The 25,483-nt window shown below is 74.8% G+C and carries 30 protein-coding genes; 22 read left to right on the forward strand and 8 right to left on the reverse strand.

The window, feature by feature from the left end; genetic code table 11:
• The first annotated feature begins 164 nt into the window (after window positions 1-164).
• Genes BF93_RS19675 through BF93_RS18010 form a run of 9 tightly spaced genes read left to right on the forward strand, consistent with a single transcriptional unit; the run spans window position 165 to window position 6,725 of the window.
• Window positions 165-509 carry an ArsR/SmtB family transcription factor gene (locus tag BF93_RS19675; protein ID WP_051487183.1) on the forward strand — a complete coding sequence of 115 codons (345 nt, stop codon included), beginning with the start codon at window positions 165-167 and terminating at the stop codon, window positions 507-509.
• The gene (locus BF93_RS17975; RefSeq protein ID WP_038374566.1) at window positions 506-1,582 is read left to right on the forward strand and encodes a FecCD family ABC transporter permease; all 1,077 of its coding nucleotides are present in this window, start codon (window positions 506-508) and stop codon (window positions 1,580-1,582) included. Before BF93_RS19675 ends, BF93_RS17975 begins: the two co-directional genes overlap by 4 nt.
• 29 nt (window positions 1,583-1,611) lie before the next feature.
• Window positions 1,612-2,622 carry an ABC transporter substrate-binding protein gene (locus BF93_RS17980; protein ID WP_038374567.1) on the forward strand — a complete coding sequence of 337 codons (1,011 nt, stop codon included), beginning with the start codon at window positions 1,612-1,614 and terminating at the stop codon, window positions 2,620-2,622.
• A complete protein-coding gene (locus BF93_RS17985; RefSeq protein WP_051487184.1) occupies window positions 2,619-3,449 on the forward strand; it encodes an ABC transporter ATP-binding protein in 831 nt (276 codons plus the stop codon). Before BF93_RS17980 ends, BF93_RS17985 begins: the two co-directional genes overlap by 4 nt.
• The gene (locus tag BF93_RS17990) at window positions 3,446-3,904 is read left to right on the forward strand and encodes an SRPBCC family protein (RefSeq protein WP_038374568.1); all 459 of its coding nucleotides are present in this window, start codon (window positions 3,446-3,448) and stop codon (window positions 3,902-3,904) included. Before BF93_RS17985 ends, BF93_RS17990 begins: the two co-directional genes overlap by 4 nt.
• Window positions 3,901-4,425: a DnaJ family domain-containing protein gene (locus BF93_RS17995; RefSeq protein ID WP_232226495.1), complete on the forward strand. Its 525-nt coding sequence runs from the start codon at window positions 3,901-3,903 to the stop codon at window positions 4,423-4,425. Before BF93_RS17990 ends, BF93_RS17995 begins: the two co-directional genes overlap by 4 nt.
• 9 nt (window positions 4,426-4,434) lie before the next feature.
• The gene (locus BF93_RS18000; RefSeq protein ID WP_038374569.1) at window positions 4,435-5,250 is read left to right on the forward strand and encodes an HAD family hydrolase; all 816 of its coding nucleotides are present in this window, start codon (window positions 4,435-4,437) and stop codon (window positions 5,248-5,250) included.
• 10 nt (window positions 5,251-5,260) lie between these two features.
• Entirely contained in the window at window positions 5,261-5,986 is a 726-nt protein-coding gene (locus tag BF93_RS18005) for a VOC family protein (protein WP_038374571.1), read from the forward strand.
• Complete coding sequence (locus BF93_RS18010; protein ID WP_038374572.1) at window positions 5,979-6,725, forward strand: class I SAM-dependent methyltransferase; 747 nt, start codon at window positions 5,979-5,981, stop codon at window positions 6,723-6,725. Before BF93_RS18005 ends, BF93_RS18010 begins: the two co-directional genes overlap by 8 nt.
• On the opposite strand, the gene BF93_RS18015 is transcribed toward BF93_RS18010, so the two are convergent.
• The 4 genes from BF93_RS18015 to BF93_RS18030 form a co-directional block, all read right to left on the reverse strand.
• Window positions 6,697-7,590: a nucleotidyltransferase domain-containing protein gene (locus tag BF93_RS18015; protein ID WP_038374574.1), complete on the reverse strand. Its 894-nt coding sequence runs from the start codon at window positions 7,588-7,590 to the stop codon at window positions 6,697-6,699. The genes BF93_RS18010 and BF93_RS18015 overlap by 29 nt on opposite strands.
• Window positions 7,591-7,683: 93 nt before the next feature.
• Window positions 7,684-8,574 carry a serine protein kinase RIO gene (locus BF93_RS18020; protein WP_038374575.1) on the reverse strand — a complete coding sequence of 297 codons (891 nt, stop codon included), beginning with the start codon at window positions 8,572-8,574 and terminating at the stop codon, window positions 7,684-7,686.
• A 152-nt stretch (window positions 8,575-8,726) separates the two neighbouring features.
• Window positions 8,727-9,275, reverse strand: a complete 549-nt coding sequence (locus BF93_RS18025; protein ID WP_038374576.1) for a TetR/AcrR family transcriptional regulator — start codon at window positions 9,273-9,275, stop codon at window positions 8,727-8,729.
• A 9-nt stretch (window positions 9,276-9,284) separates the two neighbouring features.
• Window positions 9,285-9,872 carry a hypothetical protein gene (locus tag BF93_RS18030; protein WP_038374578.1) on the reverse strand — a complete coding sequence of 196 codons (588 nt, stop codon included), beginning with the start codon at window positions 9,870-9,872 and terminating at the stop codon, window positions 9,285-9,287.
• Window positions 9,873-10,093: 221 nt separating this feature from the next.
• Between BF93_RS18030 and BF93_RS18035 the strand changes: the two genes are divergently transcribed.
• Together BF93_RS18035 and BF93_RS18040 are read left to right on the forward strand one after the other, a co-directional pair.
• Window positions 10,094-10,648, forward strand: coding sequence for a GNAT family N-acetyltransferase (locus BF93_RS18035; protein ID WP_038374579.1), 555 nt, complete (start codon window positions 10,094-10,096; stop codon window positions 10,646-10,648).
• A gap of 44 nt (window positions 10,649-10,692) precedes the next feature.
• On the forward strand, window positions 10,693-11,202 hold the full coding sequence (locus tag BF93_RS18040; RefSeq protein ID WP_084148686.1) for a GNAT family N-acetyltransferase: 510 nt from the start codon (window positions 10,693-10,695) through the stop codon (window positions 11,200-11,202).
• A gap of 71 nt (window positions 11,203-11,273) precedes the next feature.
• On the opposite strand, the gene BF93_RS18045 is transcribed toward BF93_RS18040, so the two are convergent.
• The gene (locus tag BF93_RS18045; protein ID WP_051487185.1) at window positions 11,274-11,750 is read right to left on the reverse strand and encodes a MarR family winged helix-turn-helix transcriptional regulator; all 477 of its coding nucleotides are present in this window, start codon (window positions 11,748-11,750) and stop codon (window positions 11,274-11,276) included.
• A 120-nt stretch (window positions 11,751-11,870) separates the two neighbouring features.
• Here BF93_RS18045 and BF93_RS18050 point away from each other — a divergent pair, with 120 nt between their 5' ends.
• Window positions 11,871-12,539: a DUF998 domain-containing protein gene (locus tag BF93_RS18050; RefSeq protein WP_038374581.1), complete on the forward strand. Its 669-nt coding sequence runs from the start codon at window positions 11,871-11,873 to the stop codon at window positions 12,537-12,539.
• On the opposite strand, the gene BF93_RS18055 is transcribed toward BF93_RS18050, so the two are convergent.
• Genes BF93_RS18055 through BF93_RS18065 form a run of 3 tightly spaced genes read right to left on the reverse strand, consistent with a single transcriptional unit; the run spans window position 12,506 to window position 15,851 of the window.
• On the reverse strand, window positions 12,506-13,858 hold the full coding sequence (locus BF93_RS18055) for an MFS transporter (protein WP_084148684.1): 1,353 nt from the start codon (window positions 13,856-13,858) through the stop codon (window positions 12,506-12,508). The two genes, BF93_RS18050 and BF93_RS18055, sit on opposite strands and share 34 nt — an antisense overlap.
• Window positions 13,855-15,318 (reverse strand): amidohydrolase family protein, encoded by a 1,464-nt coding sequence (locus tag BF93_RS18060; protein ID WP_038374582.1) that lies wholly within the window; start codon window positions 15,316-15,318, stop codon window positions 13,855-13,857. Before BF93_RS18060 ends, BF93_RS18055 begins: the two co-directional genes overlap by 4 nt.
• Window positions 15,312-15,851 carry a pyridoxamine 5'-phosphate oxidase family protein gene (locus BF93_RS18065; protein WP_038374583.1) on the reverse strand — a complete coding sequence of 180 codons (540 nt, stop codon included), beginning with the start codon at window positions 15,849-15,851 and terminating at the stop codon, window positions 15,312-15,314. The genes BF93_RS18060 and BF93_RS18065 overlap by 7 nt, the downstream gene beginning before the upstream one ends.
• Before the next feature lie 97 nt (window positions 15,852-15,948).
• Between BF93_RS18065 and BF93_RS18070 the strand changes: the two genes are divergently transcribed.
• From BF93_RS18070 to BF93_RS18115, 10 genes are all read left to right on the forward strand, one after another.
• Entirely contained in the window at window positions 15,949-16,845 is an 897-nt protein-coding gene (locus BF93_RS18070) for an ABC transporter ATP-binding protein (protein WP_038374585.1), read from the forward strand.
• A complete protein-coding gene (locus tag BF93_RS18075) occupies window positions 16,842-17,579 on the forward strand; it encodes an ABC transporter permease (RefSeq protein WP_051487186.1) in 738 nt (245 codons plus the stop codon). Before BF93_RS18070 ends, BF93_RS18075 begins: the two co-directional genes overlap by 4 nt.
• A 14-nt stretch (window positions 17,580-17,593) precedes the next feature.
• Complete coding sequence (locus tag BF93_RS18080) at window positions 17,594-18,703, forward strand: sensor histidine kinase (protein WP_198025498.1); 1,110 nt, start codon at window positions 17,594-17,596, stop codon at window positions 18,701-18,703.
• Window positions 18,700-19,338 (forward strand): response regulator transcription factor, encoded by a 639-nt coding sequence (locus BF93_RS18085; protein WP_038374586.1) that lies wholly within the window; start codon window positions 18,700-18,702, stop codon window positions 19,336-19,338. Before BF93_RS18080 ends, BF93_RS18085 begins: the two co-directional genes overlap by 4 nt.
• Before the next feature lie 71 nt (window positions 19,339-19,409).
• Window positions 19,410-20,336, forward strand: coding sequence for a Na+-dependent transporter (locus BF93_RS18090; RefSeq protein ID WP_038374588.1), 927 nt, complete (start codon window positions 19,410-19,412; stop codon window positions 20,334-20,336).
• A 47-nt stretch (window positions 20,337-20,383) separates the two neighbouring features.
• Window positions 20,384-20,713: an ArsR/SmtB family transcription factor gene (locus BF93_RS18095; protein WP_038374603.1), complete on the forward strand. Its 330-nt coding sequence runs from the start codon at window positions 20,384-20,386 to the stop codon at window positions 20,711-20,713.
• Window positions 20,683-21,360 (forward strand): cation efflux transmembrane domain-containing protein, encoded by a 678-nt coding sequence (locus BF93_RS18100; protein WP_038374589.1) that lies wholly within the window; start codon window positions 20,683-20,685, stop codon window positions 21,358-21,360. The genes BF93_RS18095 and BF93_RS18100 overlap by 31 nt, the downstream gene beginning before the upstream one ends.
• Before the next feature lie 79 nt (window positions 21,361-21,439).
• Complete coding sequence (locus BF93_RS18105; RefSeq protein WP_038374590.1) at window positions 21,440-22,387, forward strand: BadF/BadG/BcrA/BcrD ATPase family protein; 948 nt, start codon at window positions 21,440-21,442, stop codon at window positions 22,385-22,387.
• Window positions 22,388-22,450: 63 nt separating this feature from the next.
• Window positions 22,451-24,247 carry an ABC transporter ATP-binding protein gene (locus BF93_RS18110; protein ID WP_038374592.1) on the forward strand — a complete coding sequence of 599 codons (1,797 nt, stop codon included), beginning with the start codon at window positions 22,451-22,453 and terminating at the stop codon, window positions 24,245-24,247.
• A 130-nt stretch (window positions 24,248-24,377) separates the two neighbouring features.
• On the forward strand, window positions 24,378-25,483 hold a 1,106-nt coding region (locus tag BF93_RS18115), incomplete at its 3' end, for an SPFH domain-containing protein (RefSeq protein WP_038374593.1).

Below are 25,483 nucleotides of genomic sequence, written 5' to 3' on the forward strand. Positions count from 1 at the left end.
GGCGGCACCGCGGTCCCCGGCGGGCGGGCAGGGGCCGATGCCCCCACGGGCGTCACCGTCCTCGAGCTCGCCCGCCCCGGAGCGCTCGCGCGCAGCCGCGGCCGCGCCACCCACGACAGCGCCGTCGCCCCCGTCTGGGCGGCGTGGTCGCAGGAGGTCGCCGCATGAGCGACATCGCCGCCGCCCGCGCCCTGCTGGAGGAGCTGCCCGACGCCGAGTCGCTCGCCGCCCGTCTGTCGATCCTCTCCGACCCGCGCCGCCTGCGGATCCTCTTCTGCATCGACGCGCACCCGGGCATCCGCAGCACGGACATCGCCGCCGCGATCCGGGCCAACGGATCGACCACCTCCCACGCCCTGGCGGTGCTGCGGGAGTCCGGCTGGGTCCGGGCCGAGCGCCGCGGCCGCGAGGTCCGCTACCACCTGCAGGACCCCCTCGCCCACGAGATCCTCCACCGCGTCGGGGCGCGGTCCGATCGCTCCGCGGCCTCCCGCGACACTGCCCCGTGACCGCGCTGCTGACGCCCCGGGCCGATCCGCTCGGGGTGCGCGCCCGCTCGCGCGCCGCCGGCGGTCGGATCCTCGTCCTCGCCCTCCTGCTGGTCCTCAGCGCGATCGTCTGCGTGGGCATCGGCCCGCTGGTGATCGCCCCCGGCACCGTCCTCGCCGTCGTCCTGCACCACCTGGGCCTCCCCGTCCCGGTGACCTGGTCGCCCGCGCAGGACTCGATCGTCTGGGACGTGCGCGTGCCGCGGGTGCTGCTGGGCGCCGCGGTCGGCGCCGGGCTCGCCGTGAGCGGCGCGGCCCTGCAGGCGATGGTGCGCAACCTGCTGGCCGATCCGTACGTGCTCGGCGTGTCCGGGGGCGCGTCCACCGGCGCGGCCGCCGCGATCCTGCTCGGCGCCGGCTCCGCGGTGCTGGGCCAGTACGCCCAGTCCGTGCTCGCCTTCGCCGGGGCCCTCGGATCGGCGCTGCTGGTGCTGGCGATCTCCCGGGCCGGCGGGGTGGTCACCTCGCTGCGGCTGCTCATCGCCGGGGTCGCCGTCGGGTACGCGCTGAGCGCCGTGACCAACCTGATGATCTTCTCCTCGGACTCCGCCGAGGGATCCCGCTCGGTGATGTTCTGGATGCTCGGCTCCCTCGCGCTCGCCCGATGGGACGCGTTCCTGCTGGTCGTCGCCGTGGCCGTGGCCGGGGCGAGCCTCGCCCTCACCGCCTGCTCCGGCGTCCTGGACGCCCTCGGCGCCGGGGACGAGACCGCGACGGCGCTGGGCATCGACGCCGCCCGGGCCCGGATCGCTCTGCTGATCGGCGTGTCGCTGTGCACGGCCGCGGCCGTCGCCGCGAGCGGCAGCATCGGCTTCGTGGGCCTGGTCGTCCCGCACCTGGCCCGCCGCCTCGTCGGCGCCGCGCACGCCCGGCTCGTGCCCGCCGCCGCCCTGCTCGGCGCCCTGTTCCTGCTCTGGGCCGATGTCCTCTCCCGCGTCGTCCTGCAGCCGCGGGAGCTGCCCATCGGCGTGATCACCGCGATCATCGGCGCCCCGTTCCTGCTCGCCCTCGTCCGCCGCCACCTCGCCCGGTGACCTGCGGCCCCGCCCCGGAAGGACCGTCCATGCGACGCCGCACCCTCGCCCTGCTCGCCCCCGCCCTCCTCGCCGCCCCGGCGCTGAGCGCCTGCGGACGCGCCGCCGGCACCGCGGGGACGCCGGGCGCGGCGCCCGCGGGGGAGGGCGCGACCGTCTACCCGCGGCAGATCGCCAACTGCGAGGCCGAGCTGCTCGTGCCCGCGATCCCGCAGCGGGTGCTGCTGCTCGAGAGCGCCTCGGTGACGATCCTCGACGCGCTCGGCGTGCTGCCCGCCGTGATCGGCCGCGCCGGGTCCTTCCCCGCCGGCTACTACGACGCGGACCTCGCGGCGCGGATCGCGGAGATCCCCGCGCTCTCGGAGGACATCGACGCCTCCGGCCACCTCATGATCTCCGCGGAGATGGTCATCGCCCAGAGCCCCGACCTCGTGCTCGGGCTGCCCGACGGCCTCACCCGCGAGGGCCTCGCCGACGCGGGCGCGCAGGTGCTCATCCCCGAGGCGTACTGCACCGCCGGCGAGCCCGCCTCGCTCGACGACCTCGGGGCCCAGATCTCCGTGTACGGGGAGATCTTCGACCGGCCGGGCCGGGCTGCGGAGGTCTGGGAGCAGCTCTCCGCCCGCATCGCCGACGCCCGCGAGCGCGCCGCGGCGCTGCCCCGGCGCACCGCGGCGGTGCTGTACCCGTCCGTGGGAGGCGGCCCGCTGTACGCCTACGGCGCCGCCTCCATGGCGACGCCGCAGCTCGCGGCGGCCGGGCTGGACAACGTGTTCGCGGCATCGGCCGAGAGGGTCTTCGAGGTCGGGGCGGAGGCCCTGCTCGCGGCGGACCCGGACGTGCTGATCCTGCTGCACCAGGGGCAGGAGGACGCCGCCGTGATCGACGAGGTCCGCGCCGTCGCGGGCCTGGACGCGCTGGCCGCCCTCGCCGCCGGCGCCGTGCTGCCGATGCTGTTCAACTTCACCGAGCCCGCCTCCCCGCTGATCGTCGACGGGCTCACGAGGATCCTCGACCTGCGCGAAGGGCTGCCCGCATGATCCGCGCCCGCGGCCTGAGCCACGCCTACGGCGCCCGGCGCGTGCTCCACGACGTCGACCTCGACGTCGCCCCCGGGAGGGTGCTCGGCCTCATCGGGCCCAACGGCAGCGGCAAGACGACCCTGCTGCGCTGCCTGTACGGCGCGATCGCCCCGCAGGCCGGCACCGTGCAGCTCGACGGGCAGGACCTCTCCCACCTCGCCCCGCGGGAGCGGGCCCGGCAGGTGGCCGTCGTCGCGCAGGACGACAGCGGGGAGCTGCCGATGACCGTCGCCGAGGTCGCCCTGCTGGGCCGCATCCCGCACCGCGGGCCCCTGCAGCGCCTGCACGAGAAGGACCTGGACCTCGCGGCCCGGGCGCTCGAGCAGGTCGGCGCCCTGCACCTGGCGCAGCGCCCCGTCGCCGAGCTCTCCGGAGGGGAGCGCCAGCGGGTGCTCATCGCCCGCGCCGTCGTCCAGCAGGGCCAGGTGCTGCTGATGGACGAGCCGACCAACCACCTGGACATCGGATCCCAGCACGCGGTCCTGCGGATCGTCCGGGACCTGGGGCTGACGACGGTCCTCGTGCTGCACGACCTGAACCTCGCCGCCCGCTACTGCGACGAGGTGGCGCTGCTGGTGGACGGGCGCGTGCGCGCCCACGGCACCCCGGACGAGGTGCTCCGGCCCGGGCTGGTGGGCGGCATCTACGGGACCGACGCCGAGCTGCGCCGCGCCGAGGACGGCGTGCCCCAGCTGCTGTTCCGTGGACCGGCCGACGGAGCCCGGCCCGGTCCCGCTCCCGGCCCTGCCCGCCGGGTCGCCCGCAGTGGCACGATGGGGCCATGAGCGAATCCGCCCCCACCGAGAACCGCGTCGTCACCGCCTCCGGCGAGGTCGCCGCCCCCGCCGCCGAGATCTTCGAGCTCATCGCCGACCCCGCCCAGCAGCCCCGCTGGGACGGCAACGACAACCTCGGCTCCGCCGAGGAGGGCCAGCGCGTGCGCGCGGTGGGCGATTCCTTCTTCGTCACCCTCACCAAGGGCACCCTGCGCGAGAACCACGTCGTCGAGTTCGAGGAGGGCCGCCTGATCGCCTGGAAGCCCGCGCCCGACGGCTGGGAGCCCGGCCACCTGTGGCGCTGGCGCCTGACCGACCTGGGGAACGGCCGCACCCGGGTCGAGCACACCTACGACTGGACGCAGCTCGAGGACCCGGCCCGCCTGGAGCGCGCCCGCGGCACCACCGAGGCGAACCTGCTCGCCTCGATCGAGAGGCTGACCGCGCTCGCGGAGAGCTCATGAGCACCGGGTCGCCCGGCGGGAGCGGGCCGGGCGGGCAGGGCGCGCGCCCCGAGCGCATCGGCCCGCCCATGACCGAGGAGCAGAAGCGGATCGAGGGCGCCCTCGAGGCGGCCATCGCCCGCGGGGACTTCGACGACCTGCCCGGGGCGGGGGAGCCCCTGGCCCTGCCCTCCACCCACGACCCGGACTGGTGGATCAAGCAGCGCCTGGCGGAGGACGACGTCGACCGCGACGCCCTGCTGCCCGTGGTCGTGCTGCTGCGCCGCGAGCACGAGGGCATGGACGACACCCTCGCCGCGCTGCAGACCGAGGCGCAGGTGCGCGAGTACCTCGAGGACTTCAACGCGCGGGTCCGCGCCGACCGCGCCGCGAACCCGCTGGCCCGCATGCTCGCCCCCGAGGTGGAGGTCGAGGAGCGGGTCGCCGCCTGGCTGGAGGCCCACCAGGAGCCCGAGCCGCCCGCCCCGGAGCCGGCGGATCCCGCCCCCCGGCGCCGCCGCTGGTGGCCCTTCGGATCGTAGACTTCTCCCATGTCCCGTCCCCGTCTCGTCGCCTCCGACCTGGACGGCACCCTGCTGGGCCGCGACGGGATGATCACCGAGCGCACCGCCCGCGCCTGGCGCGACCTGTGGCAGGCGCGGATCCGCACCGTGATCGTCACCGCCCGCCCGCCGCGCTGGGTCGACCACCTCGCGGCGATCACCGGGGACCACGGCATCGTCATCTGCGGCAACGGGGCGTTCCTCTACGACGTCGCGCACCGGCGGATCCTCGAGACCCACGGCATGGCGCCGGCCCTCGTCCACGAGCTGGTCGCGGACCTGCGCGCCATCGACGGCGTCAGCTTCTCCGCCGAGCTCGCCGACGGGTTCCACCGCGAGGACGCCTATCCCGCCGGCACCCCGGACGGCATCCCGGAGATCGGCCTGGAGCGCATCGGACCGCTGCAGGACATCGGCGCCCCCGTCGGCAAGCTGCTGGCCCGGGCCCCGCACCGCCCGGCGGAGGAGTTCCTGGAGGAGGTCGCCGCGATCATCGGCGACCGCGCCCTGCTCTCGCGATCATGCACCGGCGGGCTCGCCGAGATCGGCCCGGCGGACATGACCAAGGCGCGGGCGCTGGAGACCTGGTGCGGCCAGCTCGGGATCGACGCCTCCGAGGTGTGGGCCTTCGGGGACATGCCCAACGACATCCCCATGCTGAGCTGGGCCGGGACCGGCTGGGCGGTCGCCAACGCCCACGCGGACGTGCTCGCGGTCGCCGACCGCGTCTGCGGCCGGCACGACGAGGACGGCGTCGCCGGGGCGCTGGAGAATCTCCTGGCGGAGGTCCCCGCCGCCTCCTAGGCTGGCCGGCATGCACCTCGAGAACATCGTCATCGACGCCGTGGACCCGGGCCGGCTGGGCCGCTTCTGGCAGGCGGCCCTGGGCACCGAGCAGCTCACCGACGTGCCCGAGGGGTTCGAGACCCGCCTGCACCTGGACGGGGACGCGTACCTCGATCTCTGCTTCCCGCGCGTCCCCGAGCGCCCGACCGAGCCGCAGCGCCTGCACCTGGACCTGTGGGACGCGGGAGACCAGGCCGGGACGGCGCAGCGGCTGCGGGACCTGGGCGCCGGGGACCTGGACATCGGCCAGGGGGATGCGCCGTGGATCGTGCTCGGCGACGCCGAGGGAAACCCCTTCTGCGTGCTCGAGCATCGCGACGCCTTCGTGCGCACGGGCCCCATCGCGAGCCTGCCGCTGGACACCGTCGACCCGGACGCCGCCGCCGAGTTCTGGGGCTGGCTGACCGGCTGGGCCGATGCGGACGGGTACGCCCCGCGCAGCCTGCGCCACCCCAGCGGCAGCGGCCCGCTGCTGGAGATGTGCCCCGAGCCCCGCCCCAAGCCCGCCGGCTCCAAGAACCGCATGCACCTGGACATCCGCCTCGAGACCGGGGACGACGTCGACGCGATCGCCGAGGAGATCCTCGCCCGCGGCGGCGCCGAGCCGGACCGCGGCTGGGGCGAGCTGCCCTGGCGCACCTTCACCGATCCCTCGGGCAACGAGCTCTGCCTGCTGCGGGCCTACGATGCGTGACTTCGAGGAGCTCGTCGCCGAGGCCGAGGCCGCCGACGTCACCGGCTGGGGCTTCGACTTCCTCGACGGCCGGGCCACCGAGGAGCGGCCCCCGTGGGGCTACGCCCACCTCCTCGCCGAGCACCTCGCGCAGGTCTCCTCCGCCCTGGACCTGGACACCGGCGGCGGGGAGGTCCTGGACGAGGCGCCCGTGCTGCCCGCGCACATGGTCGCCACCGAGGCCTGGGAGCCCAACGCCGCCCGGGCCCGGGAGCGGCTCGAGCCGCGGGGAGTGCGCATCGTCGAGAGCACGCGGTCGCTCCACGATCGCAGCTTCGAGCTGATCTCCTCGCGCCATCCGATCGCCCCGGACTTCCCCGAGATCCATCGCCTGCTGCACCCCGGCGGGAGGTACGTCGCCCAGCACGTCGGCCCCGGATCCTGCTTCGGGCTCACCGAGCACTTCCTGGGGCCGCAGCCAGATGCGCGCCGCGGCCGCGACCCGCGCGACGAGGCCGCCGCGGCGGAGGCCGCCGGCCTCGTCATCGACGAGCTGCGCACCGCGACCTGCCGGATCACCTATACCGACGTCGGCGCGATCGTCTGGATCCTGCGCAAGTGCCCCTGGTGGGTGCCCGGCTTCACCGCCTCCGCCTACGAGCCGCAGCTGCGGGAGCTTGACGCCCGGATGCGGGCCGGGGAGCCCTTCCGGGACGTCTCCACCCGCCACCTCATCCGGGCGCACCGCCCGCGGCACTGAGCGCCTCCCGGGTCCGCGAGACCAGGGCGAGCACCTGCTCGGCGGCGGGTGCCAGGCGGTCCGGGCCGATGGCCGCCAGGGCCGCGGCGGCCTGCGCCGAGAACTCCTCGGGGCCGATGCCGCCCCGCGCACGGCCCGCGTCGCGGAGCCCTCGGCCGATGCCCCCGGGCCCCGTATCCAGGGCGGCGACGGAGGGCACCAGGCCCTTCTCGTTGGTCGCCCAGCTGCCGGCCGCCGCATGCCAGGCGTGCGCGGCCAGCATGAGCGCGGCCGCGCAGCCCATCTGCACGTAGGCGACATCGTCCTTGGCGGCGCCCTTGGCCGCCCCCGCCGCGAGGAACTCGGCCGACCACAGGTTCTCGATCATCGCCGCCCGCAGCGCCGGCGGGTACGGGTCCAGGCCCCGTCGCAGCTCCGGCACCAGCAGGTCGGGATCCACCAGCGGCACGCAGGTCGCCGCCTCCCCGGCGTAGGCGACGTCGAGGAAGCCCAGCGGATGCCCCATCTGCTGATGGAAGGCGAAGCGGCCCGCGACGGCCCGGTCCCGCTGCGCCGCGACCCGGCGCACATCGCGGAGGATCAGGTCCACGGCCATGCCGTCCACCCGCAGCCAGGCCCCGCCGTCCACCCAGGGGCCCCAGCCCCCGGGCCCGGCGACCTCGACCTCGGAACCGGTGATCCGGCCCGCGATCGCGGCCAGCGCGGCGACGTCCAGGTGCGCGGCGTCGTAGTACAGCCCCAGGTCGAGGTCCGAGCCGGGATGGTGGGTGCCGCGCGCGCGGCTCCCGCCGAGGACGACGGCGCGCACCCCGGGGACGGCCGCGACCTCCTGGGCGATCTCCTGGATGCGGTCGTCGGCGAGCATGGGGCCTCCTGGGGTCGGTCGGTCTCGGGTCAGGACGGTCGCGGCGGCGCGGTCACCGGGCTGCGCGGCCGGCGGGCACGGCGGCGCCGGGGATCATCGGGGCTCCTGGGCGGTGCGGGCGGCGGCGATCCACTCCTCGGCATCGGCCGCGGCGGGGTCGGCGCCGTGCGCGCGCAGCCAGGTGCACACGTTCTCGCAGTCCCGGCGCAGGAAGGTCTGCCCCGAGGTGTTGACGACGAGGTCCACGACCTGCGGCACGTCGATCACCACCGGGTCGTGCCGGTCCCCGCGCGGGTCCACGAGGATGTTGTACGGGGACAGGTCGCCGTGGGCGAGGCCCAGCGCCGCGAGGTCCACCACGAAGGAGCGCAGGTCCTCGGCCCAGTGGGTGGCGGTCTGCGGATCCGGTCGGGTCTCCTGCAGCCGCGGGGCGGCGGTGCCGTCCTCGGTGCCGATGAACTCCATGAGCAGCTCCGTGCCGAGGATCTGCACCGGATAGGGCACGGCCAGGCCCGCGCTCCACAGGAGGGTGAGGATGTCGAACTCGGCGCGCGCCCAGCGGCCGGCGGCGGCCTGCCGGCCGAACGCGGTGCCCTTGGCCATGGCGCGGGCCTCGCGGGAGTCCTTCACCCGGCGGCCCTGGGTGTACTCGTGGGAGCGGTGGAAGCTGGTGTGCTCGGGGGAGCGGTATCGCTTGGCGACCAGCAGCGCGGCCTCGCCGGGGGCGCCGGTGCGCTCGTGCTCGGGCAGGGCCCGCTCCAGCAGGAAGGCATCGGCCTCCTTGCCGGTCTTGAGCACGCCGAGCTCGGTGTCGATCGCGCCCTCGTGCTGCACGATCCAGTCGGGGAAGGGCTGCGGGCCGCGGTCCACCGTGTGGGCCGTCTCCGGCCAGGTGGACCAGCGCTGGTCGTCGTCGAGGTCGTCGACGTCGCCGGTGGCCAGGGAGAGGGCGTAGAAGGTGTCCCAGTCGAAGGACGAGGTCATGGGGTCTCCAGAGGGGGAGGGGCCCTGTCAGCGGGCCCGAGCGGAAGGGAGGACGGCAGGGGAGAGCGCGGTGACGGCCATCGGGTCCTCCTTCCCTCGGTGCGAGCTGATGACGGGAGGCTACGCACCCTCCCGCTGTTCGCGCGAGCGAATTACGCCAGGAGCTCGTGCAGGCGGCGGCGGGCCCGCTCCCGCGCGGAGTCCGCCGGCACCCGGGCGGGTTCGATGAGCACGCTGACGGCGAGGCCGTCGGCGAGAGCCAGGATCTCGCTCGCGCAGTCCTGCGCCGCGGCCCAGGAGCGCTCGGGCCGCGCCTGCGCGAACAGCTCCGCGAGCCCGCGGTGCACGCGGCCCCAGACCCGGCGGTACTGCGCGGCGACGTCGGCGTCCACGGCGGCCTGGGCGGCGAAGGCGAGCCACACCCGGGCGGGGATGGAATCCGGCGAGGAGGGCACGAGCAGGGAGACGAGGCTCTCCAGCCGGTCGGCGGGGGCCTCGGGCAGGTCCGCCTCCAGGGCGCCGGCCGTCTCCTCGACCACGGACATCGCGGCGGTGATCATCGCGGAGCGCGAGGGGAAGTGGTGCTGCACCGTGCCGATGGCGACTCCGGACCGCGCGGCCACGGCCCGCACGCTCAGGCCGCCGATCCCCGACGAGGCGACGATCTCGACGATGCTGCGCTGGATCGATTCCCGGGACATGCCGCGAGCCTATCGGCGGCGTGCGCCGAGCTGCTGATACAGGCGCCAGGCGTGCTGGGCGGACCTGCCGGCGAGGACGAGCGGCTCCTCCGCAGGGCCCGTCGCCGCGGGCCGGGAGGTGACCACGCCCAGGCACAGCAGGAGGGTCCCCGCCCCGATCAGCGCGAAGCGCACCGCCTCCACGAGCATCGCGGCGAGCAGGGTCAGCCCCTCGTGCTCGGCCCCGAGATCGATGGCCAGGAGCTGGGTGGCGGCGCCGGCGAGGCAGAGGACCAGCCCTGCCACGGCGGCCGCGACCCACGTCGAGGAGACGTGGCGGCCCATCGCCGCCGCGCCGAGCAGGACCAGCACCGCCGCGCCCATGAGCAGCAGGCGGATCAGCCCCGCCGCCTCGATGCGATGGGTCATGCCCTCGAGGTCCCCTCCGAGGAAGGCCGTGCGCTCGGCCACCAGCCCCACCCCCGAGGCGAGCAGGGCGAGCACGCAGGCGATCAGGCCCAGGGCGGCGGGGCCGGGGGCGCGCCGGCGGAACACCATCAGGACGACGGCGCCCAGCACCGGCGCCAGCAGGCCCAGCAGCGAGAGCACGCGGAGCATCGGAACCTCCAGTTCGTACGAGTGTATGAGTGTGACCATACAGCCGTATGGCGTGGGAGGGAAGCGGGATGCGCCGACGGCTCCGATGCAGGACCCTGCCCGCTCCTGTCCGGTCCCGGCCCGACGGCGCGGGGCGGCGGTGCGACGCCGCGAGGTCATCGTCCGCTGACCAGCGCGAAATCCGGTGGCGACAGTCGTCGGGCGTCCCGTAGGTTCCAGGGATGATCCGGCTCCTCGCCCCCGACCCGACCCGCTTCGACGCCTTCGCGGACTGCCTCGCCGAGTACGGAGGCACGGGACTGGACGGCTCGAGCGTCCGGCCGGAGGACACGCTCAGCCTCGACCGGCCGTACTTCGACGGCTACCTGCGCGCCCGTGCCGCGGAGGAGGACGGAACCGACGTCCTGCCGGGCCGCGTGCCCTGCACCTCCCGGTGGATCGTCGAGGACGACTGGGAGGACGGCGGGCCGCTGCTGGGATTCATCGCCCTGCGCCATGCGCTGAACCCCTTCCTGTTCGACCAGGGCGGGCACATCGGCTACAGCGTCCGGCCCTCGGCCCGGCGTCGGGGAGCGGCGACGGCGGCCCTCGCCCTCACGCTCGCCGCCGCGCAGAGGCGCGGCCTCGACCCCGTGCTCGTGACGTGCCTCGAGGGCAACGAGGCCTCCCGGCGGATCATCGAGGCCGCAGGCGGGCAGTACGAGGACTCGCGCGAGGGGCACCGTCGGTACTGGATCGGCCGAGGGCCGGTGCCCACGGCGCCGGACGTGCCGTGAGGCTGCGGCCGCTGCGTGCGGATGCGGCGGACGTCCGAGCCGTCATGGACGCCTTCACCGCCGATCCCGCGGAGATGTTCCGCCAGGGCGAGGTCACGGACGAGGACTCCGCCCGCGCCTACGTCGAGCGCCTGCTGCGGCCGATGATGCGCACCGCCGTGATCGCCGATCCGCGGGACCGCCTGCTCGGCCTGGTCGGCGTGAGCATCGATGCGGGCAACCGCCTGGGCTGGTTCTTCTACTGGCTCCATCCCGCCCATCGCGGGGCCGGGCTGATGTCCCGCGCGGCCCGCGAGGTCGCCGACCGTGCCCTCGCCCCGGAGCCCGAGGGCTGGGGCCTCGAGCGGCTCGAGCTGGGGCACCGTGCGAACAATCCTGCCTCCGGGGCGGTGGCGCGCGCGGCCGGGTTCGTGCAGGAGGGGAGGGAGCGGGAGAAGTTCCTGGTGGAGGGGGAGCGCATCGACGTCCTCACCTACGGCCGGCTCCGCTCCGACCCGGCTCCGGACGCGGAGCTCCTCGACCCGGCCCTGGCCGTGGAGCGCCTCGACGTCTGAGCGGCGCGGATCTGCGCCTTCAGGTCCGATGCGCCGTACCCCGGCCCGGGTGCCGCGCGCGGGGCGCGCTCTCACTCCTCGAGCGACGCCGAGCGTCTCCGGGTGGCCTCGGCCGCGCGGTCCAGGAATCGGGCGATCACCTGCAGCTCCTCGTCCTCGAGCCCGTCCAGGGCGGCGTCGAGATCCTCACCGAGCGGAGCGAGATGCGCGAAGAGCTCGGGCAGGCGATCCGGCAGCGCGCGGACCAGCACCGTGCGGCGATCTCCCGGGTCCCGGTCGCGGGCGACCCAGCCGCCCTCGGCCAGGCGGTCGACGATCCCCGTCGTCGTCGCGGGGCGCAGCGCCAGCAGCTGCGCCAGTGCGCCGATGCTGATCGATCCGTGGCGCTGGACCAGGTTGAAGCACTGCAGGTCCACCGGTCGGATTCCCAGCCGGGCGCTGAGGCGGTGGCTGAAGATCGCCAGCTGCAGCTCGACCTCGCGGTAGCGGTCCTTGACCTCCCAGGACGGAGAACCGCCCCGGTTGATGTCGGGCAGGGGATCGGTCATGGAGCCCATCCTCCCAGGAGCGGCTGCGGACCCGGCGCAAGGTATTTCGGTTTCCGAAGGAACAGACTAGGCTGTGTCCACAGGGTCCGCGAGAGGCCCTCGACCGGAACGGAGACGATCATGGCCCGGCACGGCACGACCTCCACCACAGGATTCGACACGGCGGCAGCCGTCACCCGCTCCATGCTCGGCTGGGGCGCGGTCGCGGGACCCTTCTACCTCGTCCTCGGCCTGATCCTGGCGCTCACGCGCGACGGCTTCGACCTTGCGCGGCATCCCCTGAGCCTCCTCGCCGTCGGCCCCGGCGGGTGGATGCAGACGGTGAACTTCCTGCTCACCGGGGCGATGATCATCGTCGCGGGCTGGGGCATGCTGCGGGCCCTGGAGCGGCGAGGCCCGGGGGCGGCCGTGGTCGTCGCGGGGGCCGGCGTCCTCCTGGCGGCAGTGTTCGAGGCGGATCCCGTCGCCGGCTTCCCGCCCGGCCAGGAGCCGGCGGTCTCGGTCCACGGCATGTTCCATCTGGTGGCGGGAGGCGTGGAGTTCGTGGCCTTCGCCGTCGCGGCGATCCTGCTGTCCCGCGTGCTCTCCCGGCGCGGGGAAACGCGGGCTGGTCTCGTCTCGCTGCTGCTGGGGATCGTGGTGCTGCTGGGCTTCCTCCTGGGAGGGGCGCTCGCCGCCTCGCCCGTCGGCGTCGCGCTGCTGTGGCTCGCCGTGGTCGCGAGCCTCGCCTGGCTGCTGCTCGCCTCGATCCGCATCTACCGGATCGTGCCGCACCCGGACGGCTGCTGACCTGCGCATCCATCGATCTCAGGATCCGGCCCCGGCCCCTCCTCCGTCGGCGGGCGGGGCCGCCCGGCGCGCCAGGGCAGCACGAGTCCCGAGGCGATCAGCCCCAGCACACCGACCAGCAGGGCGCCGCGCACCCCGAGGAGGGTCGCGCAGAGCCCGCCGGCGAGGGCGAACGCCGGAGCGGCACCGCGGGCGGCGAGGCTGAAGGCCGTGCTCACGCGGGTCATGACGGCGTCCTCGGTCGCCTCCATCCGCAGGGCGGAGTACACCGGGCGGAAGACGCCGGCGACCAGGAGCATGAGCGTCGTCGCGACGATGTAGAGGACCAGGCCCGGCGTGCCGCCCGGGAGGAACGGCAGGGCCAGCACGGGAAGCCCGCGCAGGGCCCCGGACCAGACCAGCGTGGGGAGCTGTCCCAGGCGTGCGCTCACCCGCGGGGCCCACCAGGATCCGAGGACTCCGCCCAGGCACGGGAGCGCGAGGGCGAGCCCGTACTGCCAGGGCGGGAGGTCGAGCCCGCGGAGCAGGAGCACCAGCTCCAGCGGGCCGGTCCAGGCGACGAAGCCCGCGAACAGAGTCGCGTTCAGCAGCAGGGGTCGCAGGACGGGGTGCGCTGCGGCGACGGTGAATCCGGCGGAGGCCTCGCGCAGGAACCGCCGCGGCGGACCGGGGGCCGGAGGGGCGGGCTCCGGCGCACGGATCGCGCGGATCCCCAGCGCGGAGGCGACGAGCCCGGCCGCCTGCACGAGCAGCGTCGCCGTCGCCCCCAGCAGCTGCACGATCGCGCCGCCGAGAGCCGGACCCAGGGTGCTGAGCGTCCAGAACGTCGCCTCGAGCCTGCCCAGCGCCGCGGTGCGCTGCTCGCGGGGCACGAGATTCTTCAGATGCGCGGTCGACGCCCCGCCGAAGACCATCCCGCCGAGGGCCGTCCCCGCGGCGACGACCAGCAGCTGGGCGAAGGTGAGCGCGCCGGCCGAATGCGCCAGAGGGACCGACGCGAGGAGCAGCGCCCGGGACAGGTCCGCCGCGATCATCACGGGGCGCTTGCGGCGCACCTCGAGGGCGGGACCGAGGGGCAGGGCCAGCAGCGCCCCCGCGACCCCGGCGACCGCCGTGAGCAGGGATACCTGGAACGTCGAGGCGTCCAGCACGCGCACCGCGATCAGCGGCAGCGCGCCCATGGCGATGGCGGTGCCCGCATCGGAGGCGGCGCGCGCGAACCACAGCCGGGAGAAGTCCGCGCCCAGCGTGCTCGCCGGGCGGGGTGCGCGCGCCGGGCGGGGAGCGCTCGCCGCGTCGGCCGGGCCTGCCGGGCTCATCGCGAGAAGGCGAGGCGGCCGGCGACGAACGTGGCCAGCGGGCGCACGGCGCGCAGGCGGTCGGCGGATTCGCGCGCGGCCTCGGCGGAGCCCGGGGAGGCGACGAAGGGGTCCTCCTCCAGGAGCACCAGGTCCCCGCGTCCGCCGACGGCCAGCTCGTGCACCCCGTCGGTCGAGGCGGCGAGGGCCTCGGCGGGGCTCAGCTGCTGCTCGGCGTGCCAGCCGGGGCGCTCGTCGGCGCTGCGATGGACGGCGGCGGCCATGGCCAGCCACGGGTCGATCGGCGCGACCGGGGCGTCGGAGCCGAAGGCGAGGGGGACGCCCGCGGCCAGCAGATCGCGGAAGCGGAAGGCGGCGCCGCCCTGGCCCGGCCACAGCTCCTCGGTCGCATCGCGGTCCTCGAGCAGGTGGGCCGGCTGGACGGAGGCGATCGCCCCGCGCCGCGCCAGGGCCGCGATGTCGGCGTCGGCGAGCATCTGGGCGTGCTCGAGGCGCACCGGGTGCGGGAACCCGGTGCGGTCCAGGACCGCGAGGGCGAGGCCCGCGGCGGCGTCGCCGATCGCGTGCACGGCCGCGGCGAGCCCCAGCGCGGCGGCGCGGCGCAGCAGCTGCTCGAGGGCGTCCGCGTCGACGTTGAGGACCCCGCGGCCGTGGGCGTGCCCGCCGGCCGCGCCGTAGGGATGGCGGCAGTACGCCGAGCGCGAGCCCAGCGACCCGTCCAGGATCACCTTCAGCGGGCCGACGCTCACCAGACCGGAGTCGCCGATCGGCGTGCCCGTGGGCCCGGGCACGCCGTCCAGCCCCGAGGCGTAGGTGGCCGTCCGCACCCGCAGCATCGGGTCGCGGCGCGCCCACAGGGCATGGTTGTCCGCCCACTCCATGTCGACCAGGCCGACGACGCCGCGGGCCAGCGCCTCCTCCTGCAGGCGCCGCACCCCGGCCTCGAGCCCCGCGGCGACGCCGGGCAGGTCGGCGAGGTGGGCGACGGCGTCGAACCACTCCTCCTCGGCGACGATCCCGCGCCGCGGCGGCAGGCCCAGGCCGGCCAGCGCCGGGGTGTTCATCCAGGCGTGGTGGGCGTCCCCGCCGATCAGCACGATCGGCACCGTGGAGGAGACCGCGTCGAGGGCGGCGACCGTCGGCGGCTGCGGGAAGCCGACCAGCCGGTGCCCGAAGCCGACGAGCGTGCCCGCATGCCCGGCCCGCAGGGTCGCCGCCACGAGCTGGGCGCACTCCTCGGCGCTGCGGACGCCGGAGGTGTCCAGCCGGGTGGCGCCGTGGGCGGCCTGGCCGACGTGCACGTGCTGGTCCCACAGCCCCGGGATCGCCGCGGCCCCGCCCGCGTCATGGACCTCCTCGCCGGGGCACGCGGAGAGGCGCGGGGCGATCTCGGTGATCGTGCCCTCCTCGATGCGCAGGTCGCGGGGGAGGGAGTCGAGGCGCAGGGACCGGATCAGCACCGTCGCAGGCTACCGGAGGCCTCGTAGACCAGGCGGGCATGGCGGCGGTCCGGCGAGCCCTGGAAGAACTCGACGGCGTCCGGCACCACCCGCCACAGCCGCCAGTCGCCGTCGGCGACCTCGGCGCGGGCGGAGGCGCTGCGGGCGGCGAGATCGGCGCGGGACTCGGCCGCATCGGCCTCCACCACGCGGCCGCGCACCCGCACCGAGCGCACCACCTGCGGCCACCAGAAGGTGAGGGCGGCCGCGGGCGCGGCGGCGAGCTGGAGGCCCTTCGTGCTCGAGGCGGTCGAGGCGAACGCCCACCCGCGCGCGTCGACGTCCTTGAGGATCAGCACGCGGGCATCGGGCACCCCGTCCGTGCCGAGGGTGGACAGGGTCATCGCGTGGGGCTCGGGGACCCCGGCGGCGATCGCCTCCTCGAGCCAGACCAGGAACAGGTCCTCGGCGCGCGCGGGAGGATCCGCCGGCAGCGGGCCGGGGGCGGTGCCGGTCAGAGCCTTCAGGGAACGCAGCAGATCGCGGGTGCTCATGGGCTCAGCCTGCCACCTGCGGACCATGACAGCTGTCATGGGCGGGGCGTGACGCCCGGGCGTTCCGCCGCCCGCCGCGCCCCGGAAGGGTGGAGCCATGACCGCAGACCAGATCCCGGCCGTGCAGGTGCACGGCGTGACCAAGCGCTTCGGCGAGATCACCGCCGTCGACGACGTCCACCTCGAGGTGCCCGCCGGGCAGGTGCTGGCCCTGCTGGGCCGCAACGGCGCCGGCAAGTCCACCCTGATGGAGATGCTGCTGGGCATCACGCGTCCGGGCGCGGGGGAGATCCGCGTCGGCGGCCTCGCCCCGCAGGAGGCCAGCAGCCGCGGGCTGATCGGCGCGATGCTGCAGAACGGGGCGCTGCTGCCCGAGGAGACGGTGCGCTCGATGCTGCGCCTGCTGCACTCCCTCCACGCCCGGCCGCTGCCGCTGGAGGAGGTCGCCGAGCGCGCCGACGTCGCCGACCTCATGTCCCGGCGCATCGGCAAGCTCTCCGGGGGCCAGATGCAGCGGGTCCGCTTCGCGGTCGCCCTGCTGGGGGACCCTGACGTGATCCTCCTGGACGAGCCGACCGTCGGCATGGACGTCGAGACCCGGCGCGACTTCTGGGTGCGGATCCGCCACGTCGCCCGGGCGGGGCGGACGATCGTGCTGGCCACCCACTACCTGCAGGAGGCCGAGACCGAGGCGGAGCGCGTCGTGGTCCTGGACCGCGGCCGCATCATCGCCGACGGCCCCGGCGCGGAGATCACCCGCAGCATCTCCGGGCGCACCCTGCGGGTGGTCGGCCCGAGCCCCGCCGAGGTCGCCGCCCTGCCCGGCGTCTCGGAGGCCGTGGCCGACGCCGAGGGCGTCCTCGCCCGCTGCACCGACTCCGACGCCGCCCTGCGCGCCCTGCTGCGCGAGCACCCGCAGGCCCGCGGCATCGAGATCAGCCCGCCCAGCCTGGAGGACGCGTTCCTCCGCCTCACCGAAGGAGCCGTCCGATGACCTCCCGCGCCGCCGCCTACGCGTACCACTCGATCCGCATCACCCTGCACCAGGTGCCCTTCGTCGTCTTCACGATCGCCCTGCCGGTGGGCATGTACCTGCTGTTCTCCATGATGTTCGGGGACATGGGGGAGGGGGCCGCCCGCGCCGGGATCATGGTCAACATGGCCGCCTACGGAGGCCTGGGCGCCGCCGTCACCGCGGGGGCGCAGATCCAGGAGGACCTGCGCACCGGCTTCCTGCGCCAGCTGATGGTCGCCGGGCTCACCCCGCGCGGCTTCCTCATCGGCTCCCTGGCCGCGGCCAGCGCCATCGTGCTGCCGGCCCTGGTCGCCGTGTTCCTCACCGGCGCCGTCACCGGCGTCGACGCGACGCCGGGCCGCATGATCGCCGCCATCGGCGTGCTGTGGGCGGGGCTGCTGCCGGCCATCCTCATCGGCCTGGTGCTGGGCATGTTCCTGCGCGGCAGCGCCGCCAGCGCCGGCAGCGTCGTGGTGATGATGCTGATGGCGATCGCGGGCGGTCTGTGGATGCCGCTGGAGATGTTCCCCGGCTGGATGCAGTCCCTCGGGCAGGGCCTGCCGACGTTCTGGATGAGCCGGTGGGGCGCCTGGGCGCTGGGCGGCCCGCAGGCGCCGGCGATCGGCCTGCTGGTGGTCGGCATCTGGGTGGCGGCCCTCGCGCTCACGGTGCTGCTCGGCATGCGTCGGTCCCGGGGCGGCTCCCGCCGATGAGCGAGACTGTCCCCATGGACGGGACCTGCCAGACGCGCCCGGAGGACCGCCCCCTGACCATGCGGGGCGTCCACCGGGCCGCCGTCGAGTCCGGCGGCCTGGTCTTCTCCGCGCCCTCGCTGGTGTACCTGCTGATCATCATCGGCTTCGGGTTCGCCTCCGGCTCCGTCGCGCCGATGATCGTCGCGACCGCGGTGCTCCTGGTCTACGGCGTCGTGTTCCTGTACTCCTGCGGCATCTCGCTGTACCCGGCCCGGGTCCGGGCCCTCTGGTACCTGGCCAGCTGGCTGCTCATCGCCCTGCTGGTGCCGCTGATCGGGGTCTCCGTCGCGTACCTGGTCGTCTACCAGGCGATGACCCACGTGCTGCTGCTGCCGTGGCGCCGGGCCGTGCCGACGCTGATCCCCCTGGTCCTGGCCGGAGCCGTCGTCGGGATCCTCGGCGAGCAGTACGCGGCGGCGATCCTGGCGGTGGTCGCGCTGATCATGGCGTTCGGTGTGGGCGCCGGCATCCAGCGCGAGCGCCTCGAGCGGCAGCTGGAGGCGGCCGAGCAGCGCAACGCCGTGCTCGCCGTCGTCGCCGAGCGCGAGCGCATCGGCCGGGACCTCCACGACATCCTCGGCCACTCCCTGACCACGGTGACGGTCTCCGCGCAGCTGGCCCGGCGCCTGGTGGACGCCGATCCGGACGGCGCCCGGGAGCAGCTGGAGCAGATCGAGCGGACCGCCCGGCAGGCCCTGGCCGACGTCCGCTCCACCGCCAGCGGCATGCGGACCGTGCGCGCCGCCACCGAGGTCGCCTCGGCGCGCAGCGTCCTCGAGGCCGCCGGCATCCAGGCGCAGGTGCCCTCCGCGCTGCCGGAGCTCGACGATGCGCGGGCCGAGCTGTTCGGCTACGTGATCCGCGAGGGCGTCACCAACGTGGTGCGCCATTCCCGGGCCGGCCGGGCCAGCATCGAGGTCCGGTCCGACGAGGTCGCGATCGGGGACGACGGCACGGGGATCCGGCCCGGCACCGTCCGCAGCGGCCTGGACGGGCTGCGCCGCCGCGTCGAGGAGGCGGGCGGCCGCCTGCACGTGGAGTCCACGCCCTCGGGGACCCGCCTGGTGGCGAGGGTCCCGTGATCCGCCTCGCCGTCGCCGACGACCAGTCGATCCTCCGCTCCGGGCTGGTCGCGCTGCTGCGGCTGGAGACCGATCTCGAGGTGGTGGGGGAGGCGGCCGATGCCGCGGCCGCGCTCGACGTCGTCGCGGACACCGACCCCGACGTGCTGCTGCTGGACGTGCAGATGCCCCCGGGCACCGGTGCCGACGGACGCCCGGGGCCGCAGGACGGCATCGAGGTCGCGCGGCGCCTGCGCGCCGACGGCGCCGCCCGGCCCCGCATCATCGTGCTCACCACCTTCGGACGCGCCGGCTACCTGCGCCGGACGATGGAGACCGGCGCCGAGGGATTCATGGTCAAGGACGCCCCCGTGGAGCGCCTCGTCGACGCGATCCGCCGGGTCCAGCAGGGCCTGCGGGTGGTGGACCCGGACCTGGCCGCCCAGTCGCTGTCCGTCGGCCCCAGCCCGCTGACCGCCAAGGAGACCGAGGTGCTGCGCGCCGCGGCGGACGGCGCCGGCACCTCGCAGATCGCCGCGACCCTGTTCCTGTCCGAGGGGACGGTGCGCAACCACATCTCCTCCGCGATCGGGAAGCTCGGGGTCGCCGGCCGTGCCGAGGCCGTGCGCCGGGCGACCGACAACGGCTGGCTGTGACCTGTCCCGGCGGTGCCCGGCGGGCCAGCGGGGACCGGCACCGGCCCTGCGGCGAGAGATAGTCTGCGACGGTGCATGCGATCGAAGCCGTCCTCCGACTCCTGGTGACGATCTCCGTACCCGTCTTCGCGATCGCCTCCATGCTCTCGATGGGCTTGCGCACCCCCGTGGACACCTTCTCGGCGCAGCTGAAGGACCGCCGCTCCGTGCTCGCGGTCGCGCTCGCGAACTTCGTCGTCGTGCCGGCCGTGGGCGTCGTCCTGATCGGCATGCTGAGCCCCGTCGCCCCGCTCGGCGTGCGCGAGGGGCTGGTGATCGCCCTGTGCGCGGCGGGCGCGCCGTTCGTGCTGCAGCTGGGGACGATGGCCCGGATCCCCTACGACGAGGTCGCCGGGCCGATGGCCGTGCTGCTGGTCGGGACGGTGCTGTTCATGCCGGTCACCGTGCCGTTCCTGGTCCAGGGCGTGGACGTGCGGGCCTTCGACGTGGCCGCCCTGCTGGTGGGCACGATGCTCGCGCCGATGGTCGCGGGGATCGGTCTGGGGCACCTGCTGCCGCGGCACGCCGACCTCCTCGCCCGCACCGCCGGGGGCGTCGCCGCCGTCAGCGCGGTGCTCATGTTCCTCTCGGGCTTCGGCGCCAACTCGGGGCTGGTCGCCGAGCTCGTGCTCTCCCCGGTGATCCTGCTGCCCATCGGCGTGATCGCCCTGGCCTTCCTCGGCGGCCGGATCGCGGGGGACCTGTCCGGGCCCACCCTCACCGTCGCCGACGGCCCGGCGATCCTCACCAGCCAGCGCAACATCGCCGCCGCGCTGCTGGTGGCACGCTCCGCCCCCGATCACGACGAGATGGTCGTGGCGATCCTCCTGGTCAGCGCGGTCGGGTTCTGCATGCTGGTGCCCTATGCGCTGGGCAAGGGCGCGGTGCGACGGCGCCGGGCGGGGGAGCGGACCAGCCTCGGCGCCCTCATCGGCGTCGCGGAGGCGAAGCAGCGCTGAACGGCCCGCCGCGACAGTACACGAGATCGTGTACTGTCGTCGGCGTGATCGAGACCGTCGCCCTGACCCACTCCGCGGCCCTGGCCCGCCTGGGCTCCGCCCTGTCGGACGGCACCCGCGTGCGGATCCTGCTGGCGCTGCGCGAGGCGCCCGCCATCCCCTCCGACCTCGCCGAAGCCCTCGGCGTCTCCCGCCAGGTGATGTCCAACCAGCTCGCGTGCCTGCGCGGCTGCGGGCTCGTCGAGGGGGTGCGGGAGGGCCGCAGCACCTGGTACCGGCTCAGCGACCCGCAGATCGCCGCCGCCCTCGAGGAGATGCTGCGCCTGGTGCTCTTCGTGGACCCCGCATGCTGCGCGGGGGAGTCGTGCACGTGCTGACCGCTCAGCGCCGTCACCTCCTGCAGCGGCGGATCCGCCTGATCGTCACGGCGACCATCGCCTACAACGTCCTCGAGGCCGTGATCGCGCTGAGCGCCGGCGCCGCGGCCGGCTCCGCGGCGCTGATCGGCTTCGGCCTCGACTCCATCGTCGAGGTCCTCTCCGCGGCGGCCGTCGCCTGGCAGTTCGCCGCCCCCGATCCGAGCCGCCGCGAGAAGGCGGCCCTGCGGCTGATCGCGGTGGCGTTCCTCGGGCTCGCCGTGATCGTCTCGGCCGATGCGCTGCGGGCCCTGCTCGGGCTGTCCACCCCCGAGCACTCCGGGGCAGGCATCGCCCTGGCGGCCGTGAGCCTCGCGGTCATGCCGATGCTGTCCTGGATCGAGCGCCGCACGGGACGCGAGCTGGGCTCCGCCTCGGCGATCGCCGATGCGAAGCAGACGCTGATCTGCTCGCTGCTGTCCGCCGCGGTGCTGATCGGGCTGCTGCTGAACTCGCTGCTGGGCTGGACCTGGGCCGACCCCGTGGCCGCCCTGGTCATCGCCGCCTTCGCCGTGCGCGAGGGCCTCGAGGCATGGCGCGGCGAGGCCTGCGCCCAGCCCGTCTCGGCACTGGTGGACGACCAGGCCCGCCCCCACGACTGCTGCTGATCGGCGCCCCCGACCCGGACGCCCGGCCCATCGGCCGATGATCCCGGCGAGGCGCCCCCACCCTGGTACCTTCTCGCGCATGAGCGCCGAGAGCCCCTTCGTGATCGCCGTGGACGCCGGCGGCACGCACACCCGCGTCGGCTGCTACGCCCTGGACGGACGGCAGCTCTCCCGCGTCTCCGGGGCGGGCGGCAGCCCCATGCACAACGACGATGCCGCCGAGAACGTGGCCCGCGCGATCCGCGCCGCGCTCGCCGCGGCGGGCCTCGCGATCGAGGACGCGGCCGCGCTCGGGGTCGGCACCGCCGGCTACGAGCGCGAGGGCTCGAACCAGTCCCGCGGGAAGGGCAACGCCTGGGTCGAGGAGGTCTACGGCCTGCCCGGTCTGCAGTGCCCTCGCGTGATCGTCAACGACGCGGTGATCGCGCATCGCGGAGCCCTCGGCGGGGCGGCCGGGATCGTCGTCGTCGCGGGGACCGGATCGATGATCCTGGCGATCGACGAGCAGGGCCGCGAGGTCGAGAGCGGCCAGTTCGAGCACTACGCCGGAGCGGCGCGGCACCTCGCCTTCTCCGCGATGCACCGGGTCCTGGCCGGGGACGCCGAGGCCGGGGACCCCTTCGTCGCCCGGGCACTCGAGCGCTTCGGGGCGGCCGACGTGCCGGCGCTGCGCGCGGCGGTCCTGGCCCTCGGCGGGACCGACCGCCAGGAGGTCAAGCGCATCTACGGCGGCCTGGCCCCGGTCATCACCGCGCTCGCCGGCGCCTCGGCCACGGCCGATGCGGCGCTCGCCGACCTGGTGGGGCGCACCGTCGACGGGATCGCGCTGCTGGTGCCCCTGATCGCCGCGCGCCCGGTGCCGGTGGCGCTGACCGGATCCCTCGCCCTGAGCGACGCGTTCACCGCCTGCCTGACGGAGCAGCTGCGCGATCGCGGCGTGGCCGCGGAGGTCGTCCCCGCCGCCGCGGACCCGCTGGGCGGCGCGGCCCTCCTCGCCCTCGACGCCGCCCGCACCGCCGCCCCCTGACCCGGGGGCCCTGTCCGCTCTGGGCGGACACCACCTGTCCTCGCCAGCACGTAGCCTCATGGCGTGTCGTCCCTCCTCCACATCCTGCGTTTCACCCGCTCCCTGACCCCGCTGTACGTCGCCGTCGTCGTCTGTTCGATCCTCACCTCGGCCACCACCCTCGTCGTCCCCTTCCTCATCGGCCGCGCGACGGACTCCGTCTCCGGCGCCGTCTCCGGCCAGACCCCCACCGACACCGCCGTGCGCACGGTGATCGTGCTGGCCCTGGCGGTTCTCGTGGCGGAGCTCGCCACCACGCTGATCTCGAACGTCGGCGGCTGGTTCGGCGACGTGATGAGCAACCGGATGCGCACGATCCTCTCGGTGCGCTACTACGACAAGCTGCTCCACCTGCCGCAGCGCTGGTTCGACACGGAGATCACCGGGACCATCGTCGCCCGCCTGAACCGGTCGATCGCCGAGGTCACCGGCTTCGCCAAGACGATGTCCAACGCCTTCGCCTCGATGCTCATCACCACCGCCGCCGTGCTCGTGATCAGCGCCTGGTACGCCTGGCCGCTCGCGGTGCTGCTGCTGGTGATCTTCCCGGTGTACGTGTGGCTGACCGCCCTGACCTCCAAGAAGTGGCAGCGGCTGGAGGGGGAGAAGAACGAGCAGGTCGACATCGCCTCCGGCCGCTTCGCGGAGGTCATCGGCCAGATCCGGGTGGTGAAGTCGTTCGTGCGCGAGCGCAGCGAGCTGGAGGACTTCTCCCGCCGCTTCGGCTCGACCGACGCGACCACCCGCGAGCAGTCCTCCCACTGGCACCGCATGGACGTGCTGCGCCGCTCGGTGCTGAACGTCGTCTTCTTCGCGATCTACGCGATCATCTTCGTGCGCACGGTGCAGGGCCACTTCACCCTCGGCGAGATGGTGCTGCTGGTGCAGCTGATGAACATGGCCAAGTCCCCGGTGGAGTCGATGAGCTGGGTGATCGACGCGTCCCAGCGCGCGATCGCCGGGTCGCGCGACTACTTCCGGGTGATGGCCACGGCCGACGACCCGCGCACCGAGGTCCTGCCCGATGCCGCCGCACGGCTCGAGCCCGTGCCCGGCGCCCCCGCCCTGGAGTTCCATCACGTCGACTTCGCTTACGAGAGCGACGAGGACGTGCTGCACGACATCGACTTCCGGCTCGAGCACGGGGAGCGGATCGCGCTGGTGGGCGAGTCCGGCGGCGGCAAGTCCACGATCGTCAACCTCCTGCTGGGGCTGTACGAGCCCGGGCGCGGAAGCATCGACGTGGCTGGGCACGACGGGCGCACCATCCCGCTCGAGCAGCTGCGCTCGGGCATCGGCGTCGTCTTCCAGGACGCCAGCCTGTTCTCCGGCACGATCCGCGAGAACATCGCCTACGGACGGCCCGACGCGAGCGAGGAGGAGGTCCGCGCCGCGGCGGTGCGGGCCAACGCCGACGGCTTCATCCGCCGTTTCCCCGGGGGCTACGACCAGCTCATCGGCGAGCGGGGCCTGAAGCTCTCCGGCGGGCAGCGCCAGCGCATCGCCGTGGCCCGCGCGATCCTCAAGGACGCCCCCATCCTCGTGCTGGACGAGGCGACCTCCGCCCTGGACACCCGCGCGGAGCGGCAGGTGCAGAAGGGGCTGGACGAGCTGATGAGCGGGCGGACCTCGCTGATCATCGCGCATCGGCTCTCGACCATCGCCGGGGTGGACCGCATCATCACCCTGCGTGAGGGGCACATCGACGAGATCGGCACCCCCGCCGAGCTCGCCGCCTCCGGCGGGATCTACGCCCAGCTGCTGGAGCTGCAGAACTCCGGGCGCACCCGCGCGCTCGCGAAGTTCGACATCACCGGCTGAGCCGACCACGGCTCCGGCCGGCGCCGCGCGGGGGCACGCGCGGCGCCGGCGGGACCTGCTGACGGACAGGCCGAGGTCAGACCGCCCCGATACGATGTGCCCGAGCACACACCGATCGAAGGGGTAGGACATGGGCTTCATCCAGGCGTTCAAGGGCGCGATCTCCGGCATGTTCGCGGACCAGTGGAAGGACTTCCACACGGTCCCGCGGGGCCTGCCGGCGACCGCGGCGCTGTTCCCGTCCGTGCCCCAGGGGCAGAACGCGGGCCGCGGCTCGAACACCCGCGGCAGCGAGAACATCATCTCCAACGGCTCGAAGATCCTCGTGCCCGAGGGCTACGGCCTGATCACCATCGTCGACGGCCGGGCCACGGGCTTCATCACCGAGGCCGGCGGCTACGAGTTCCGGGCCGACTCCCCGGACTCCCGCTCCGTCTTCGCCGGGGACGACCTGGTCGGCTCGACGGTGGGCACCTCGTGGGAGCGCTTCAAGTTCGGCGGCCGTCCCTCCTCGCAGCAGCTCGCGTTCTTCGTGAACCTCAAGGAGATCCCCGACAACCGCTTCGGCACCCAGTCGGAGATCTACTGGGACGACGCCTACCTCAACACCCAGGTCGGTGCGCTGACCCGCGGCTCGTACACGCTGCGGATCCTGGACCCGCTGCTGTTCGTGCACAACTACGTGCCCGCCGCCTTCATCACCGCCGGCGCCGGGGTCTTCGACTTCTCCGACGTGAACAATCCCGCCGGCGGGCAGCTGTTCCGGGAGGTCGTCTCCTCGCTCTCGGCCGCGTTCTCCCGCTACGTGAACGACCCCGACAAGGGCAACCGGATCACCCGCATCCAGTCCGATGCGGTGGGCTTCGCCCAGTCCCTCTCCGCCGTGGTGGAGGAGGAGTACCGCTGGGCCAGCGACCGCGGTCTCGCGATCGTCAAGGTCGCCATCGCCGCGATCGAGTACGACCAGCGCACCCGGGAGCTGCTGGCCGATGTGCAGAAGGCCGATGCGCTCTCCGGCGCCCGCTCGCAGTCCTTCGTCAACCAGGCCGCCGCGCGCGGCGTGCAGGCCGCCGGGGAGACCGGCGGCGGGGCGGGGCTGGCGATGTTCGGCGCGGGCATGGGCGCCGCCGGCGGCATGGTGCGCCCGGTCGACCAGCAGCCGGCCCCGGCCGCCCCCGCCGCTCCCGCAGCCCCGGCGGCGCAGCCCGCCGCGGCGGGCGCGGGGGCCGCCCCCCC

Origin of the sequence: Brachybacterium phenoliresistens (genome assembly GCF_000576425.1) — a bacterium.
Classification (GTDB): Bacteria; Actinomycetota; Actinomycetes; order Actinomycetales; family Dermabacteraceae; genus Brachybacterium; species Brachybacterium phenoliresistens.

Bases quoted from the DNA above. Each gene is read 5' to 3' on its own strand.
- BF93_RS19675 (WP_051487183.1), top strand. From the start codon at position 165: ATGAGCGACATCGCCGCCGCCCGCGCCCTGCTGGAGGAGCTGCCCGAC.
- BF93_RS17980 (WP_038374567.1), top strand. From the start codon at position 1,612: ATGCGACGCCGCACCCTCGCCCTGCTCGCCCCCGCCCTCCTCGCCGCC.
- BF93_RS17985 (WP_051487184.1), top strand. From the start codon at position 2,619: ATGATCCGCGCCCGCGGCCTGAGCCACGCCTACGGCGCCCGGCGCGTG.
- BF93_RS17990 (WP_038374568.1), top strand. From the start codon at position 3,446: ATGAGCGAATCCGCCCCCACCGAGAACCGCGTCGTCACCGCCTCCGGC.
- BF93_RS17995 (WP_232226495.1), top strand. From the start codon at position 3,901: ATGAGCACCGGGTCGCCCGGCGGGAGCGGGCCGGGCGGGCAGGGCGCG.
- BF93_RS18000 (WP_038374569.1), top strand. From the start codon at position 4,435: ATGTCCCGTCCCCGTCTCGTCGCCTCCGACCTGGACGGCACCCTGCTG.
- BF93_RS18005 (WP_038374571.1), top strand. From the start codon at position 5,261: ATGCACCTCGAGAACATCGTCATCGACGCCGTGGACCCGGGCCGGCTG.
- BF93_RS18010 (WP_038374572.1), top strand. From the start codon at position 5,979: ATGCGTGACTTCGAGGAGCTCGTCGCCGAGGCCGAGGCCGCCGACGTC.
- BF93_RS18015 (WP_038374574.1), bottom strand. From the start codon at position 7,590: ATGCTCGCCGACGACCGCATCCAGGAGATCGCCCAGGAGGTCGCGGCC.
- BF93_RS18020 (WP_038374575.1), bottom strand. From the start codon at position 8,574: ATGACCTCGTCCTTCGACTGGGACACCTTCTACGCCCTCTCCCTGGCC.
- BF93_RS18025 (WP_038374576.1), bottom strand. From the start codon at position 9,275: ATGTCCCGGGAATCGATCCAGCGCAGCATCGTCGAGATCGTCGCCTCG.
- BF93_RS18030 (WP_038374578.1), bottom strand. From the start codon at position 9,872: ATGCTCCGCGTGCTCTCGCTGCTGGGCCTGCTGGCGCCGGTGCTGGGC.
- BF93_RS18035 (WP_038374579.1), top strand. From the start codon at position 10,094: ATGATCCGGCTCCTCGCCCCCGACCCGACCCGCTTCGACGCCTTCGCG.
- BF93_RS18040 (WP_084148686.1), top strand. From the start codon at position 10,693: ATGGACGCCTTCACCGCCGATCCCGCGGAGATGTTCCGCCAGGGCGAG.
- BF93_RS18045 (WP_051487185.1), bottom strand. From the start codon at position 11,750: ATGACCGATCCCCTGCCCGACATCAACCGGGGCGGTTCTCCGTCCTGG.
- BF93_RS18050 (WP_038374581.1), top strand. From the start codon at position 11,871: ATGGCCCGGCACGGCACGACCTCCACCACAGGATTCGACACGGCGGCA.
- BF93_RS18055 (WP_084148684.1), bottom strand. From the start codon at position 13,858: ATGAGCCCGGCAGGCCCGGCCGACGCGGCGAGCGCTCCCCGCCCGGCG.
- BF93_RS18065 (WP_038374583.1), bottom strand. From the start codon at position 15,851: ATGAGCACCCGCGATCTGCTGCGTTCCCTGAAGGCTCTGACCGGCACC.
- BF93_RS18070 (WP_038374585.1), top strand. From the start codon at position 15,949: ATGACCGCAGACCAGATCCCGGCCGTGCAGGTGCACGGCGTGACCAAG.
- BF93_RS18075 (WP_051487186.1), top strand. From the start codon at position 16,842: ATGACCTCCCGCGCCGCCGCCTACGCGTACCACTCGATCCGCATCACC.
- BF93_RS18080 (WP_198025498.1), top strand. From the start codon at position 17,594: ATGGACGGGACCTGCCAGACGCGCCCGGAGGACCGCCCCCTGACCATG.
- BF93_RS18100 (WP_038374589.1), top strand. From the start codon at position 20,683: ATGCTGCGCGGGGGAGTCGTGCACGTGCTGACCGCTCAGCGCCGTCAC.
- BF93_RS18105 (WP_038374590.1), top strand. From the start codon at position 21,440: ATGAGCGCCGAGAGCCCCTTCGTGATCGCCGTGGACGCCGGCGGCACG.